Here is a 16,694-nt window from a genome sequence, read left to right on the forward strand (position 1 = left end):
GCTGGCTGTGGATAGACTAGCCGAATACTCTATTTAATGAAAGTTTTAGTTATGACTCAAACACTTCGCCATGATTGGACTGTTAACGAAGTTAATGCGCTGTTTTCGCTGCCATTTAATGATCTGATGTTTCAAGCTCAATGTGTACATCGAGCTAATTTTGACCCAAACCAGGTTCAAGTTTCTACTTTGCTATCGATTAAAACTGGTGCTTGTCCAGAAGATTGCAAGTATTGCCCACAGAGTGCTCACCACAAGACCGATCTAAAAACAGAACGTCTATTGGAAGTTGAGCATGTCCTTAAAGAAGCCGAAAAAGCCAAGGCGAATGGTTCAACTCGGTTTTGTATGGGCGCTGCTTGGAAAAACCCGAAACAGCGGGATATGCCTTACCTCGTCAAAATGGTTGAGGGCGTCAAACAGATGGGAATGGAAACTTGTATGACGCTGGGTATGCTAGAAAAACAACAGGCTGAACGCTTAGCCGAAGCTGGTTTAGATTACTACAACCATAATCTCGATACTTCGCGCGAGTTTTATCAAGAAATTATTACCACTCGTACCTATGATCAGCGCCTAGATACTTTAGAACATGTGCGCTCTGCCGGCATGAAAGTCTGTTCTGGTGGCATTATGGGAATGGGAGAAACCGCCACCGATCGCAGTGCTTTGTTAGTGCAACTGGCGAATCTACCGAGTCATCCCGAAAGTGTACCCATCAATATGTTGGTAAAAGTCAAGGGAACCTTGTTGGAAGATGTTGAAGACATGGACCAGTTTGACTTTATTCGTTGCATCGCTGTCGCTCGAATAATGATGCCGCGCTCTCATGTTCGCTTATCGGCTGGTCGCGAGGAAATGAATCAACAGGTGCAGGCACTTTGTTTTATGGCGGGCGCAAACTCCATTTTTTATGGTTGTAAGTTATTAACCACACCAAATCCAGATGAAAACCAAGATTTACAGTTGTTTAATAAATTGGGCATTCGCCCAGAATCGGCAGAACTCAAGCATGGCACCGAAGAACAAGAGCAAGATCTGTATCAGTCTTTGATTCAACAACAGAATCAAGCCGATGATGCTTTCTTTTATGATGCCTCTTAATGGCTTTCGAGTTTATTCATCAGCAAGTCCAGCAACGTAAAGTTAAACAACTGGTGCGCGAGCGATTTTGCCTCGGTAGCGGCCAGGGTCGCTTCATTCAGGTTTCTGATCAGCAATATTTAAATTTCTCCAGTAATGATTACTTGGGGTTGTCGCAACATCCCAAGGTTATTGCCGGCTGGAAGAACGCAGCTGATCAGTACGGAACGGGCAGTGGTGGCTCACCTTTGGTGACCGGGTATCAATTACCACATCATCAACTCGAACAGGCTTTATGTGAGTGGCAGGGAAAAGCTGCGGCTTTATTATTTAGCAGTGGATTTAGCGCGAATCAGGGGATCATTAAAGCTTTGCTCAGTAAGCAAGACTTGTTGTTGCAAGATAAATTGAATCATGCATCGTTAATGGAAGCAGGGAGTTTATCCGCTGCTCAGTTTAAACGTTTTACGCATAATTCGACGGAACGTTTGCAAACCTTACTGGCTAGCCGTAAGGCGAATAATTGCTTAGTGATCACCGAGGGTGTATTTAGCATGGATGGGGATCAAGCCCCGTTAAATGCAATCAGCCGTCTATGTAAGCAGCATGATGCTTGGCTAATGGTCGATGATGCCCATGGCGTGGGTTGTCTCGGTGATCAAGGGCGAGGCAGTATTCAAGATGCAGACTTAGCAGCAGATGACATTCAATTGCAAATGTTAACCTTTGGTAAGGCCTTAGGGGTCTCTGGTGCGGCGGTGTTATGTGATAGTTCGGTGCGAGATTATCTGATTAATTTTGATCGCAGTTATATCTACTCTACCGCAATGCCAGCAGCACAAGCTGCAGCCGTCACTGAAGCTATCGCAGTGCTGCAAACTGAACCGGAATTTCAAGAAACGCTACACCAAAATATCCGATTATTTAAAAATCTTGGCAGAGATTTAGGCTTACCCTTGCTTGAGTCAGATACGGCAATTCAACCGATTATTTTAGGTTCAAGTGAGCGCGCTTTATGGATCAGCGAGCAACTCAAGTTGCGTGGCTTTTGGGTCAGTGCAATACGTCCACCAACTGTTCCGGTAAATACGGCTCGGTTGAGAGTGACCTTAAGTAGCTCTCATCGGGCTGATGATATCTCTCGTTTATTGGACACTTTGGTTGATTTATTAAGAATTGAATGATGAATATTGATAAGCAGCAGGTTGCTCGGCATTTTTCCAAAGCCGTGATTAGCTATAATGATTTTGCGCAGTTGCAAAGAGATATAGGCGATAATTTATTGATGCATCTGCCTAAAACACCGACCTCTCGGGCACTTGATTTAGGCTGCGGTACTGGCCATTTTGCGCACAAGCTGCAAGCGACAGCATCGCAAGTTGTGGGCATCGATCTCTCGTTCGCAATGGCGCAATACGCACAACAACAGAACCATAATTTTTATGCCATGGTTTGTGATGCGGAATGTATTAGTTTGAGCGACCAAAGTGTAGACATTGTATTTTCGAATTTAGCCCTGCAATGGTGTAATAACTTAAGTCGTGCGCTCCGCGAGATCAAACGAATTTTACGTCCAGGCGGGATCTGTGTTTTTTCGTCATTACTTGATGGTACTTTGTGGGAACTTAAACAAGCTTGGTGTGAAATTGACGATACCCCCCATGTAAATCAATTTATGGCTGAAAATTGCCTATATGAGCAAATCCGTTTGGCGGGGTTTGCTGATCCGCAGGTGCAAACTGAGACCCGTACTTTGTGGTACCCCGATGTTTTTGCCTTGTTGGCTGAATTAAAGGGAATTGGTGCTAACTATGTGGTTGATGCAAAACAAGGCTTAAATACCGCCGCAAAGCTACGTCAATTAGCGAAAGTTTACCAACAGCAATTTGCTCAGAAAAACCAGGTGAGTGCCACTTATCAAGTGTGTTATGGAGTACTGATCAATGATTAAAAGTGTGTTTATTACCGGCACCGATACCGAAGTGGGTAAAACCCTCGTGAGTTGCGCTTTGATGCTGGCCTTACAACGCCAGAATACACAGCTAGTGGTGAATGGTTTCAAGCCGTTAGCAGCAGGAGCGGAACAGGGGCCAGATGGTTTGAATAATGAAGATGGTTTGGCTATTCAACAATACACTTCGTTGCCTTTAAGCTACCAACAGGTTAACCCCGTGACACTACAACAGGCCATTGCACCACATATTGCCGCCCGTTTGGAGAATGCGCCGATTGATATTGCGGCTATGGACAGCGGTTTAGATTTACTACAAGCGCAATCAGACATTTTGTTGGTTGAGGGGGCTGGGGGGTGGCATGTTCCGCTTGACGATCAGCAAGCCACATTCTCACAATGGGTTGTCAAACACCAGCTTCCGGTGATCTTGGTGGTTGGCGTGAAGCTCGGCTGTCTGAATCATGCCTTGCTAACGGTAGAGGCAATTAAGGCTAGCGGTGTAAAATTATTGGCATGGGTTGCCAATCATTTGAGTGATGATTCTGAGATAGCGACGCTAAATATTGAGTATTTAAAAAATGCCATTACGGCACCTTGCATCGCAACCATTCCTTATAAAACAAAGGTAAATCCTGAATTAATAGAAAACTATTTTGATTTGAGGGTTTTTCATGGCGCAATATAAAGTGGAAATTATTTGTTAAACTATTGAAAAATGTGAGCCATACCCCATATATTATGGTGTAGTATTTTCCCATATAAGATAGAGGCAAACGATGAAACGTATATTGTTGTTTTTAGCGACGAACTTAGCCGTAGTATTGATACTTGGTATCGTTATGAACATCGTGTTTTCGGCTTTGGGGATCTCTACCCGAAGTGTCGGTGGTTTGTTGGTGATGGCTGCCATTTTTGGTTTTGGTGGCTCAATTATCTCTTTATTGATGTCTAAGTGGATGGCGAAGCGATCGACTGGCGCACAAGTCATTGGTGCCCCACGCAACGAAACCGAAGCGTGGTTAATCAATACTGTAGCGCGTCAAGCTAAGGCTGCTGGGATCGGCATGCCGGAGGTCGCGATTTACCATGCTCCAGACATGAATGCTTTTGCGACTGGCGCTAAACGTAACGCTGCCTTGGTGGCAGTGAGTAGTGGTTTACTAGAAAACATGAGTCGAGACGAAGTGGAAGCGGTTCTCGCCCATGAAATTAGTCACGTGGCTAATGGGGACATGGTGACCTTAACGTTAATTCAAGGGGTGGTGAATACCTTTGTTATTTTCTTAGCGCGGATTATCGCAAATGTGATTAGCTCGACGATGAGCAACAATAATCAAAATGGTCAAGGTTTAGGTATGTTTGCCTACATGGCGACGGTGTTCGTACTCGAAATGGTATTTGGCATCTTGGCCAGTGTCATCGTGATGTGGTTTTCTCGCCAACGAGAATATCGCGCCGATGAGGGTTCGGCTAAGTTGGTTGGTAAACAGAAAATGATTCGTGCCTTACAACGCTTAGGTGGAAGTCGAGAACCTGAAATGGAAGGTTCGTTGATGGCTTTTGGAATTAACGGTAAACGTTCAATGAGTGAATTATTGTTAAGCCATCCGCCCTTAGAAAAACGTATTGCGGCACTTCGCGCTCTCTAATTTGACTAATTATTCATGTTTTTTTGATAAAGCGCCGCATGTGAGGCGCTTTTTTTGACTAGGAACTCATTCTTGAACTGTAAACTTTTAAGTTCGTAATGTTTACTGAAAATTTTAAATAGATTGCTTCCTTTTTACGATTGAGCCAAGCAGAATGGTTGCTTCTGTTTTACTAAATACTCAGGATGAGTTCATAACAAGCTAGGGATATGAGCGTTAACTTACCTTCGATTAACCAGATTCGGTACTTGCTTATACTATTTATGGCAAGTGTTATGGCAGCTTGCCAAGCACCAGCTCAAACTCTGCGCGTTGCGGTGTCGCCTTGGCTCGGCTTTGAATCAATTTATCTCGCTCAGCAACTTGCTTATCCAGGTTTTGACCAATATAGCCTAAACGAATTAACCACTCCCAGTCATGTAATGCATGCTCTTAAAAGTGGGCAAGTGGATGCTGGCTTTTTGAGCCTTACCGAAGTCATTAGTTTATTGGCCGAGCGTGTTGATATTACAGTTGTGGCAGTGATCGACCGCAGCGTTGGTGGTGATGCGCTTATCACACAGCAGCCGATTCGTGATATTGATTCTTTAAAAGGGCAGCGAATTGGCTACGAAAGTCTATCGGTGGCTTCACTGGTGATGGACGATTGGCTCAGAGATAGTGCTTTAAAAGCCGAAGACTTTGTGTTGGTAGAAGCAAAACTAGATGAGCAATTAGCTTTGTTTCGTAAAGGGGAAATTAGCGCAGTGATGACTTCTGGTCCATTGCAGAGCCGCTTAGTCGATAACCTTTCGGCAAACGTTTTATATCAAAGTGCCGCTCATGGACAGCCTTATTATCGAGTGTTGGTGGTTCGTAATGAAGTATTAAAACAGCAACATCAGCATATTCTTAGTTTGCTTGATAACTTTTATTCTGCCAGCTCTTGGTTAGAACAACATTCTCGGGAAGGCTTTAAATTAATTGCCAAGCGAACTCAGCTTTATAGCAAAGAAGTTAAACAAGCCTATAGTAAGATCCAAGTCCTGAATGCTCAGCAAAGTGCTGCCTTATATTCAGATCAATCTATTCTCAAACATGCTCACCTTAAGGCGCAGCGTATGGCTGAGCTCGAGTTAATTCACCGAATTCCTGATTTATCTAATAATTTTTCGAGTGAATGGTTGATGGAGTTAACCGGTGTTTAGATTAAAGAGGATCTCTCTTAGCGTTGTAATTCCAAGTTTTGCACTGGTTTTGTTACTGATTGCTCAAGGTCTACTGTTGCTTGGAACACTTAACCAACAGCATCAACAATTGGCGACTCAAGCGACCCAACGTCTACTCAATATTGGTTATCAGCTACAGCAAAGTTTGTCTGATAGTTTGTCGCGTCATCAATGGGATATTGCCGAACGTCAAATTAGCTTAGTGTCTTTAAACCAACATTTAGATTCACTGCAGGTGATTGATCCTCAAGGTTTGGTTCAATTGTCTAACCATCGTTCCGAAAAAAATGTGTTTGCGGCTGACAATAACAATTATTTTAATGCTGAGATGTTCGCTCAAGTCAAACAGCAGCGCACTCCTATCAGCCAAATATTACCGCAACAGTGGCAGGTGAATTTGTATTTCCCCTTAGATATGGGCCCTCGGGAAGATAGTTTACGCCGAGCAGAGCAGGGCGCAATTTTCTTTAGTTTTAATCTTAAAGATAGCTGGTTGGTGCAGCGTCAAATCATTTTTGATCAGGCGATTAAAAGTTTTAGTTATATGGCGATTGCGATGCTGTTGTTGGTATCAATGTTAAGTCGCGTGCTGGTCAATCCATTGAATAAATTGGTCGGTAAAACCACCCAAATACAAACCCATAATAGCACTTCGATTATTGCGAATAGTCAAGGAGAGCTCGGTGCCTTAGAACTTGCCATTAGTAAAATGGCTGAGGGGATCCACTGTAGTTTTGCTCAGTTGCAACGTAGTGAGCAACGCTGGCAGTTTGCGTTGAATGGCTCGGGTGATGGGATTTGGGATTGGAATTTATTAAGTAATACGGTCTATTACTCCCCCCAATGGAAGTCTATGTTGGGTTACCAAGATGGACAGATTGGCGAAAAGATAGAAGAGTGGGAGTCGCGAATTCATCCTGAAGACTTAGATAAAACTTTGAATGATTTACGAAAACACCTAAAAAAGAACACCAAAGTTTATGAAGCGATGCACCGGATTAAACATAAAGACGGGCATTATCTTTGGGTCTTATCAAGAGGTATGGTCGTTGAGCGCACAGAACGGGATTTGCCTTCTCGAGTGATCAGTACTCAAACAAATATTTCTGAGGTTCGTTCTGCGCAAGAGTTAGTGCGCTTTCAATCTTCCCATGATGATATTACACGCTTATCTAATCGGCGAAAATTGATTGAAAATCTTGATTTGGAAATTGAGCGTGGACGCCGAAGTAATCAAATTGGTGCCTTGATTTATTTGGATATCGATCATTTTAAAAACGTTAACGATATGCTGGGGCATGCCGCCGGTGATTTACTATTGAGGCTGATTGCTCATCGTTTAAGGGAAGGGCGTAATAGTGGAGAAACAGTGGCTCGTTTAGGGGGCGATGAATTTGCTTTACTGGTGCCCAACTTATCTAGTGACCGTGAACAAGCGAAGGCAAAAGCTTCAGAGTTAGCAGTACATTTAGCTAAGGTGATCCATAAAGAGTTTGTGATTAAAGGGAATCAAATTAGCCTTAACTTAACGACTGGCGTCGCTCTATTTCCTAATCTCGACAGCAATGCCACAGAAATTCTTCGCCAAGCCGATATTGCGCTGTATCACGGCAAAGACTTGGCGCGTTCTAGTGTGCATGTATTCTCCGCGAAAATGGCAGATGAGATCCAAGAGCGGCATCAGCTTACGAGCATGATGCGTGAAGCGGTAGAAAAAGAAGATATGGTCGCCTATTTTCAACCGCGTTATAACGCTAATTATGAAATGGTTGGCGCAGAAACTTTATTGCGTTGGTTTGATTCTAAAATGGGTTGGATTTCGCCGGGTCGGTTTATTCCTCTGGCGGAAGAGAGTGGATTGATTGTATTACTTGGTCAATGGGTGATGCGCAGCGCCTGTGAAACCTTAAAAACTTGGCAAGATCGCGGTTTACCCGATAATTTTAAAACCTTATCGATTAACGTCAGTCCTAATCAATTCCATCGCGATAGCTTTATCAAAGAAACCTTAGATATTATTCAGCGTTCTGGCTGTGACCCTCGACTGATTGAATTGGAGATCACCGAAGGGGTACTCGTGGACGATGTTCAGGAAACGGTGGCCAAAATACAAGCGCTGCGTGATATTGGGGTACGCTTTTCGGTGGATGATTTTGGTACCGGATACTCTTCTTTGGCCTATTTAAATAAATTGCCAATTAACTGTCTTAAAATTGATAAGTCTTTTGTGAGTGAACTGCATAGTGGTGGCAGCGAGTGTGCGATTATTACCACGATTATCTCAATGGCTGAGAACTTAGCGCTTGAAGTTATTGCGGAAGGTGTCGAAACTGAGTATCAGCTGGAATTCTTAAAATATCGTCGCTGCACGGTTTATCAAGGCTTCTATTTCAGTGAAGCACTTGAGCCAGAAATCTTTGAAGATCGTTTGTTTATAGATCAGGCTGAAACCGCCTGATCTGATGGTGCGGTTTTTGAAGCTTAAGCCCCTCGATTCCATCGATGATATCTCTCCAATAGACTGAGTAATTTTTGCGGTGCATGATTTCGTTTCCATTCACCGGCGACATATTTATTGGCTTCCATGAGCGTTGGATAAGCATGAATAGTTGACAGTATTTTGTTCAAGCCTAGCTTATGTTTCATAGCGAGGGTAAATTCGGCTAATAGTTCACCTGCATGTTCAGCGACAATGGTTGCACCTAAGATTTTATCTTTGCCGGGAACCGTAAGTACCTTAATAAAACCTTGAGTTTCACCGTCTGCAATTGCGCGGTCTAATTCTTTTAGCTGAAATAGACTAATTTCATAAGCAATTTGTTGCTGTTTTGCTTGCTGTTCGTTGAGTCCAACACGGGCTACTTCAGGATAGCTATAGGTTGCGGCAGGGATCACCGAGTAATCTGCGGCAAAGGTTTTAAAGCGGCCAAACAGTGCATTTACTGCTGCATACCATGCTTGATGAGCTGCAAAATGGGTAAATTGATAGGGACCTGCGACATCTCCCACGGCATAGATGTTCGGATAATTAGTCTGTAGTTTGCGGTTGACTGCTATGGTGCCCTGTGGCGCGAGCAATAAGTCTAGCGCTTCAAGGCCAAAGCCTCGGGTATTCGCGGTTCTGCCTAGGGCTAAAATAACTTTATCAAATACCAGTTGTTGTTGCTGTCCATCTTTTTCTAAGATGACGCTTTGTTCGCCGTTATGTTGGATAAATTGGGTCGCTTTCCACCCCAAGTACAAGTGGATACCTTCTTTGGTAAATTGTTGTTCGATGATAACACTGACTTCAGGATCTTCACGAAGCAATAAATGCTCGCCCATTTCAACTTGACTTACCTGTGAACCGAGCCGAGCAAAACTTTGGCTGAGCTCGCAGCCAATTGGACCTCCGCCCAAGATTAATAAGCGCTGCGGCAATTCAGTTAACTTCCATAAGGTATCAGAGCTGAGATAGTCGATGTTTTCTAAGCCTGCAATTGCAGGAATCAGTGGGCGGGCCCCCGTCGCTATCACAAGGTTTTTTGTGGTGAGCCGCTGCCCATTTATTTCAACCTCCCATGGGCTAACAATGCGAGCTTCTCCCTGTAAACACTCAACGCCCAAATTCGTGTAACGTTCGATGGAATCATGCGGTTCGACTTGTTTTATGACTCTGTGGACTCGCTGCATGACTTCTGCAAAATTTGCCTTGGCGGTTACTTGTTGATAGCCAAAGTGCTGCGCCTGTTGCGCTTGGTATGCAAACTTGGCGCTACGGATTAACGCTTTGGAGGGGACGCAACCGGTATTTAAGCAGTCGCCTCCCATTTTATGTTTTTCTATTAGAGTCACTTTCGCTTTAACTGCTGCTGCAATATAAGAACTCACTAAACCACCAGCACCAGCACCAATCACGATGAGGTTATTGTCAAATTGCTTGGGTTTGGCAAAGCGAGCGTATAGTCGTTGCTGTTTATAACGCTTGATCAAAGCTTGGCTGATATAGGGCAGTAAACCAAGCAGGCTAAACGCCAATATTAGAGAAGGGGATAATATCCCAGCTAAGCCATCTAATTTAGCCAGTTCAGTGCCAGCATTTACATAGACAAGAGTTGCCGGAAACATGCCGACTTGGCTCGCCCAGTAAAAAGTACGCAAGGGCAAGGTCGTGAGTGCCATCACTAAGTTGATTAAAAAAAATGGGAAAATAGGAATCAAACGTAAACTAAGTAAATAAAAGGCTCCTTCCTTTTCAATGCCTTGATTGATTCCTTTTAATTTGTGGGTATAACGGCGTTCTAAACTGGTTCTTAATAGATAGCGGGCCACGATAAAAGCAAGGCTTGCTCCGATGGTGCTGGCAAATGACACGAGGATCACTCCATTTACCACGCCAAATAAGGCGCCGGCTAATAGCGTTAATAACGCCGCGCCGGGAACCGAAAAGGCAGTCACTAAAACATAAAGCAGAAAATAGCCAAGCAAAGACCAGGTGTAGTGTTGCTCAACGATGGTTTGTAATTCTGCTTGTTGCTGCTTAATCGTGGAAAAGCTCAACCATTGCCCTAGGTCAAACCAGCTTGCTGTTGCTATTATCAAGGCGAGGATGACAACTACAACCCATTTATTTTTATTCATATTTTGCTCTATGGTAAGTGCTTATCCCTAATAGACCCTTAACTGAATGATATTCTTTCACTCGGATATTTGGCTGAGATAATCAATAATAAAATCTAGAACCTGTGATGCTTGGTTTAAATCAAGTACTGGTAAAGGTGCATGAAGGGCCTCATTGCAGCTTAGGGCAATAATATTGGGGTCGTTAGGGTAGAGTAGCGCTTTACCGAGTGCCGGACGATGAACTTCAATTTTATCGATGTTACTTTCCCGATAGCCTTCCACCAAAACCAAATCACATTGTTGCCATTGTACCCATTGTAGTTGTTGTTCTAGCTGCTCGCTCTGATGCTGCTGACTAAAGTGATAACGTTGCTGAGGACAAGCTAGAATTACTTCGTTGGCACCACTGTTAAATAAACGATGACTGTCTTTACCGGGTCTATCCAAAAGGATTTCATGGTGACTGTGTTTTATCACGGAGACTCGCAAATCTCGTTGCTTTAACAAAGGTAATACCTGGCAGAGTAAACTGGTTTTTCCACTGCCACTATAACCCGCCAAGCCTAACACTGGTTTGGGCCATTTTTGTCTCATTGAACCTGTCCTGAAAGGGTTTCGATCTAGCTTAGCGAGGCGGAGGATACTTTTCGAGTTTAATTTCTGTCGGAATTTACCATTCACTTTCGATAAGTAGTTTTAAACTGCTTAAAAAACATTAAACTGAGCGCTGCATAAAACTTAATAAGGAATGTTGGCTTGCTTGGTCGTTTATTGCCGATAATTGTTGTGATGATTGCCTTTTCGGTAAAAGCGCTAGACTTTGACTATCAAGGACTCGATGGTTCACTGAAAGACAATGTGAAGGTTTACCTTGAGGCGCAAACTTTCCCCGAGAATAGTAGTGATCGACGCATCATCAGCGCCAGTACTGAACAAACTAAAAATGCTTTACGTGCTTTAGGTTATTACCAAAGTAAAATTTTGGTAAGCCGAACCGATGAGGAGCGATTTTTGGTGGCGGTAGAGGTGGGAAAACCGTTGCTGGTCAATCAATTGAACATTGATTTAACTGGTGCTGCAACGCGTGATAGTCGTTTTAAAAAAGTAATTGTAAACAGTGGATTGGTAAAGGGGCAGTCGTTTTCTCATGTTGCTTACGATAACTTGAAAGCAGAGTTAAATCGTCTGGCTTCTCGTTATGGCTATTTTGATGCGGCTTATAGCCAGGCTGAGATTAAAATTAGTATCAAGCAGAATACTGCCGATATTTTTCTGAGTTACGACTCTGGTCCGCGTTACCATTTTGGCGATATTATTTTTTCCAATCCTGATTTACCTCAGCAAATGTTTGCCAATCTTGCTGATTTTAAGCAAGAGGATAAATATGATGCAAAAAAGGTGGGCCAATTTAATCAGCGTTTAGGGGAAACTGACTATTTTCAGCTGATTTCGGTGCGACCGGATCTGGATAATCGTCATGAGCAACAGATTGATCTGTTGGTTGACTTGGGCTTGAAGCCCAGAGACACCATTGAAGTGGGAGGCGGGATCACCACCGACATAGGACCTCGAGTTCGTTTGAAATGGAATCGACCTTGGGTCAATGACAAGGGGCATAGTCTTAGCTTTGAGCTGGAAGCGGCCCAACCGAAGCAGAGTGCATTGTTTGTTTACCGTATTCCTATGAACAATCCGGTGGATGATTATCTCGATATCCAAGCGGGATATCTGCTTGAAAAAACCAATGATACCGAGAGTGACAAGATTGTGATTTCTACCACCCGCCAATGGAGTTGGGATAATGGTTGGACTCCGTCGGTTTTTGTAAAATGGCAGCATGAAGAATATGTGCAGGCCAATCAGCAATCGGTTAGTAATTTGGTATTACCTGGGGTTAATTGGGCTAGGCTGCGCACTCGAGGCGGTCTTGACCCTTATTGGGGAGATAATCTACAAGCCAGTATTGAAGTTGGACACCCTTACTGGGGTTCTGACGTCGAGTTGCTGCGGTATACCTCGTTAGCCAAGTGGTTACGCGCATATCAAAAGCATCGCTTGTTATTGCGTGTGGATTTAGGTGGGGTGTTAGTCGACAACCTTAGTGATGTTCCAGCCTCGATGCGCTTTTTTGCCGGTGGAGACCAAAGTATCCGTGGTTATGATTACAAAACCATTTCGCCTACAAATAACCAAGGCCAGTTGATTGGGGGAAAATACCTAGTCACTGGTAGTGCTGAATACAATTACCAATTTGCCAAGAATTGGCGAGTCGCCACTTTTGTTGACGCAGGTACCGCAACGAATGACTTTTCTGAGCCAACATCTGTTGGGGTTGGCATGGGGATCCGCTGGATCACTTTAATCGGTCCTTTACGTGTCGATATCGCTAAGGGTTTGCAAAATGAATCCGATCCCTGGAGATTGCATTTCTCTATAGGTCCCGATTTATGATCTTTAAATGTATTAAGTTTGTGGTCATCGCCGTGAGTGCGGTGCTTTTTAGTTTGATTATTGCGCTATCATTTAGTCCAAGTACCGAGTGGTTGTTAGTGCAAGTGTCGAAGGCCGTCGATGGTTTAACGATCCTTCAGCCTCAGGGCAATTTCTATCAAGGTATTCAAGCTCGGCAAGTGGTTTGGCAGCAACCAGGTTTGACTGTACAGTTAAACCAGCTCAAGCTTGGCTTTGATTGGGTGTGCATTAGTCAAACCCAGCTCTGTATCGATCACTTGGATACAAGCCGTATTAGGCTTGATCTTGATTCCGAGGTGATGGCGGCTAGCGTGTCGACCACTGAGCCTGCACCAAGCACTTCGCCAATATGGACGCCGCCAGTTCCTTTTGTTTTACAGCGATTGAATGCAGGGGATGCCTTACTCAATCTAGACGGGGTCGCGCTTAGCTGGCATCAGTTGGATTTGCGGGCAAACTGGCAGCACCAGACGATCGAGCTTGAGCAATTATTGCTAGAGCAATGGGCAGTCGTTCTGCCAGAATCTCAGCTTAATACTACTTCAACTCAGCCAAATAGCTCGCCGCTCCCCGATACATTGACAATATCATTACCCGATATTAGCCTGCCTTATCAGGTGAATGTGAAGCAACTTCGTTTTAGTCAGGGGCGGGTCAATGACGGTCAGAATGACTACCTGTTTCCTGAGTTGACACTCGCCGCGACAGTCGGTTTTTCATCGGTAGATATTCAGGCGCTGCACTTACTTAGCCCTTGGGGCGAGTTAGACCTGAGTGGTCGTCAGGGTTTTCAAGCGAGTTTTGCTTCACAATTAATCGGCTCTTGGAAGATGCAAGTAGAGCAGCAGCCACTTGACATCGAATTTTCGTTACACGGCGACGGTACTGATTTAGTCAGCGATATTCACAGTCGTGGTTGGTTGGCCGCAGAGCTACAGTTACAGAGCGCTTGGCTTAAGCCAAATATTCCTTTCCAATTAGACGCCAAGTTGCAACAGAAATTTCCATTATTGTCCGAGCAACTTTCACTGGCCAGTTTCAAGCTTCATGCCGAAGGCGGACTCAAGCAGTATCATTTACAATGGCAAAGTGAGCTTTCGGGTTTACAGGACTTGTGGCTAAACGGGAAAGTGACAGGAAATTTAAGCCAAATAGAACAGTTTTCAATGCTTGGTGAATTGTTGGATGCGCCGCCGGAAAATTCGTCAACAGTGGCGCCAGAATCGACAGCGAAGCCTAAATCTCTGGGCGGGTTTCAGTTACAAGGTTCGGCATCCTGGCAAGCTCAGTTGCAAGCCAAGGTTTCGCTCAATATAGAGCAATTAGCGCTTCATCATTGGTTGGCCCTAAGTGAAGAGTTTGCATTACCTAAAATAGATGGCAAGCTCAACGCGCAGCTCAGTGAGCAACAATGGCAAGTCTCTCAAGCCGATTTTACTGGCCTTTGGTTTGAGCTACCCTTAAGCACATCATTAACGGCTGAGGGAAACCTGAAGGGGCAAACTAACCAAGGCCATTTAGACTTGCGTTTGGGTCACAGTCAATTACTTGCCGACGTAAATCTTGTCGGTGATAAACTACGCTTGAACAGTACTCTAGATACCCCCCAGTTGGCAGAACTGCCTTGGTTGAGTGGGGGGCGCGCAGGCTTAAATTTAAAACTGAAAGGGCCGCTTCATCAGCCTTTCATCGATTGGGCCTTGCAAGCCGATGATATTGAAACTAAGCAGCTTGGTCTCGATTCACTCAGTAGTAAAGGTCAGTTGAATTTAGACTCGGGTTTGACGGGAAAATTTGGTTTGAATTTGTCCCGATTGACGTTAGCAGAGCAGGTAATTGACAATGCCAGTATCAACTATAGTAGTGACAAAAGTCATCAGCAGTTAGCCCTTAAGCTTGAGCAAGTTGCTCGTAAATTAAGTATGTTATTGCAGGGTCAAGGAGATTTGCAGCAATGGAATGGGCAAGTCAGTGATGCTGATATAGAAGCGGAGCTGGGGACTTGGTCTTTGTCTCAGCCGATTGATTTAACCTTGGTTGAGGGAATAGCCACCGTTGGTGCTCATTGCTGGAGTAAGCGACCGAGCCAGTTGTGTTTGAACGCGCCCTTAAGCAGTGATGGGAATAGTACACTCGATTTAAGTATTGAACAGTTCGATTTTGCCAGCCTTAAATTGTTTATGCCGGAAGGACTAGCATTAGAAGGCCGCGCCTCCTTGCACCTCGATTCTAGCTTGAATCGATGGCGACCCAAAAAAGGGAAACTTAAGCTCAAATTTTCACCGGGTCGCATGCTAAGGCATCATGAAAACGAAAACTTAAGTTTGGCGTATCAACAACTGGATCTGAGCGCGGATCTCGAAAACCAGCGCTTACGTTGGCAAGCACGCTTGTCATCGGAGCAATTAGGAACGATTCGCTCTCAGGGGAATGCCGATTTGCTACGTGATGGTGAGCTTGCAGCCGAGCTTCGCTTAGAAGATCTGCAGCTATCTCCCTTGTTACCTTTTGTTGAAGCGTTGAATCATTTGTCAGGCCAGGTGAATGGAACTGTGAGCGTCGCGGGCAAACTTAAATCACCGAAGTTGCAGGGAGAAATTAAGCTTGTCGAAGGAGTAGTCAGTGGCCCCGATATTCCTTTAACGATAGAGCAGCTGCAAAGTCGTCTGATCTTTAATAATCAAACGGCAAGTTTAAATGGCAGTTTTCGTAGCGATGGCCGAGATGCAACTTGGCAAGGTCGATTTACATGGCCAAATGACAAATTACTCGGTGACATCGACTTTACCGCCGATAAACTGTTAGTCAATGTTGATCCTTATGCAAACCTTGTTGTTTCGCCAAATATAACGGTGGCTATTAGCGATAGTTTGATAGCTGTTGGTGGCACGGTTAGGGTGGATGAAGGCGAAATAAAAGTGAAGTCTTTACCTGAGTCAGCGGTAACTGAGTCAAATGATGCGATGGTGATGGAAGAGCAGAGTGGGACTCCGACCACCAAGCATACCTCTTTGGATGTGACGGTTACCTTGTCCGATAGTTTGAGTTTACAAGCTCTTGGATTAGATACTCGCTTGCAGGGGCAGTTAAATTTGAAACAACAGCCCACAGAGCCTTTGATTGCAAATGGACGGATTGAACTCGTTGACGGTAAGTTTATGGCTTATGGTCAAAACCTTATCATAGAGAAGGGTTGGTTAATGTTCACCGGACCTTTAGATCAACCTTACTTAGATTTTCAAGCTATCCGAAATCCCGCCACAATTTCAGACGATGTTACGGTGGGCGTCAAGGTTGTCGGTTTGGCCGATGCGCCTCAAGTCAACTTATACTCTGATCCTGCGATGTCGCAGAATGAAATGTTGTCATATTTGTTACGTGGACGTGCGTTAGGCGATAACGAACAAGATAGTAATGCTCTCTCTGCAATGTTGTTGAGCGCTGGGGTTAATCGTGCTGGTGGTTTGGTTGGCAATGTTGGGAATACTCTGGGGGTTAAAGATTTGTCCTTAGCGACAGCAGGCTCTGGTAGTGCTACTCAGGTTGAGGTAAGCGCTTATATATTACCCGGAGTGCAGGTCCGTTATGGGATGGGAGTATTTGATCCGGTGAATGAATTGACCGTGAAGTATGAGCTATTACCGAAGTTGTTTATTGAAGCCTTCTCTGGCCTAAATAGTGCCTTGGACATCTATTATGAGTTTCATTTGGAGTAAAAAACAAAAT

At 44.3% G+C, this 16,694-nt stretch carries 11 protein-coding genes; 9 read left to right on the forward strand and 2 right to left on the reverse strand.

The annotated features are described in order from the left end of the window. Positions 1–51 precede the first annotated feature (51 nt). The 7 genes from bioB to ACRRS1_RS10805 all read left to right on the forward strand — a co-directional run bounded on the left by bioB (position 52) and on the right by ACRRS1_RS10805 (position 8,352). A complete protein-coding gene (bioB, locus tag ACRRS1_RS10775) occupies positions 52–1,104 on the forward strand; it encodes a biotin synthase BioB (protein WP_432453187.1) in 1,053 nt (350 codons plus the stop codon). Continuing rightward, positions 1,104–2,267 (forward strand): 8-amino-7-oxononanoate synthase, encoded by a 1,164-nt coding sequence (gene bioF / locus ACRRS1_RS10780; RefSeq protein WP_432453186.1) that lies wholly within the window; start codon positions 1,104–1,106, stop codon positions 2,265–2,267. Before bioB ends, bioF begins: the two co-directional genes overlap by 1 nt. Continuing rightward, positions 2,264–3,034 (forward strand): malonyl-ACP O-methyltransferase BioC, encoded by a 771-nt coding sequence (gene bioC, locus ACRRS1_RS10785; RefSeq protein WP_432453185.1) that lies wholly within the window; start codon positions 2,264–2,266, stop codon positions 3,032–3,034. Before bioF ends, bioC begins: the two co-directional genes overlap by 4 nt. Further along, on the forward strand, positions 3,027–3,722 hold the full coding sequence (gene bioD, locus ACRRS1_RS10790; RefSeq protein WP_432453184.1) for a dethiobiotin synthase: 696 nt from the start codon (positions 3,027–3,029) through the stop codon (positions 3,720–3,722). The genes bioC and bioD overlap by 8 nt, the downstream gene beginning before the upstream one ends. A 91-nt stretch (positions 3,723–3,813) precedes the next feature. After that, positions 3,814–4,686: a protease HtpX gene (gene htpX, locus ACRRS1_RS10795; RefSeq protein ID WP_432453183.1), complete on the forward strand. Its 873-nt coding sequence runs from the start codon at positions 3,814–3,816 to the stop codon at positions 4,684–4,686. Positions 4,687–4,961: 275 nt separating this feature from the next. Then, positions 4,962–5,873, forward strand: coding sequence for an ABC transporter substrate-binding protein (locus tag ACRRS1_RS10800; protein WP_432453182.1), 912 nt, complete (start codon positions 4,962–4,964; stop codon positions 5,871–5,873). Continuing rightward, complete coding sequence (locus ACRRS1_RS10805) at positions 5,866–8,352, forward strand: putative bifunctional diguanylate cyclase/phosphodiesterase (protein ID WP_432453181.1); 2,487 nt, start codon at positions 5,866–5,868, stop codon at positions 8,350–8,352. Before ACRRS1_RS10800 ends, ACRRS1_RS10805 begins: the two co-directional genes overlap by 8 nt. A 23-nt stretch (positions 8,353–8,375) precedes the next feature. Here the strand turns inward: ACRRS1_RS10805 and ACRRS1_RS10810 are convergent, their stop codons facing one another. Together ACRRS1_RS10810 and mobB are read right to left on the reverse strand one after the other, a co-directional pair. Continuing rightward, a complete protein-coding gene (locus tag ACRRS1_RS10810) occupies positions 8,376–10,514 on the reverse strand; it encodes an FAD-dependent oxidoreductase (protein ID WP_432453180.1) in 2,139 nt (712 codons plus the stop codon). Between the two features lie 57 nt (positions 10,515–10,571). Further along, on the reverse strand, positions 10,572–11,090 hold the full coding sequence (gene mobB, locus ACRRS1_RS10815; RefSeq protein ID WP_432453179.1) for a molybdopterin-guanine dinucleotide biosynthesis protein B: 519 nt from the start codon (positions 11,088–11,090) through the stop codon (positions 10,572–10,574). 162 nt (positions 11,091–11,252) lie between these two features. Between mobB and tamA the strand changes: the two genes are divergently transcribed. Beyond that, complete coding sequence (gene tamA, locus ACRRS1_RS10820) at positions 11,253–12,947, forward strand: autotransporter assembly complex protein TamA (protein ID WP_432467836.1); 1,695 nt, start codon at positions 11,253–11,255, stop codon at positions 12,945–12,947. Continuing rightward, positions 12,944–16,684, forward strand: a complete 3,741-nt coding sequence (gene tamB / locus ACRRS1_RS10825; RefSeq protein WP_432453177.1) for an autotransporter assembly complex protein TamB — start codon at positions 12,944–12,946, stop codon at positions 16,682–16,684. The genes tamA and tamB overlap by 4 nt, the downstream gene beginning before the upstream one ends. The last annotated feature ends 10 nt before the right edge of the window (positions 16,685–16,694 follow it).

Source organism: Agarivorans sp. Z349TD_8, assembly GCF_050870825.2.
Classification (GTDB): Bacteria; Pseudomonadota; Gammaproteobacteria; order Enterobacterales; family Celerinatantimonadaceae; genus Agarivorans.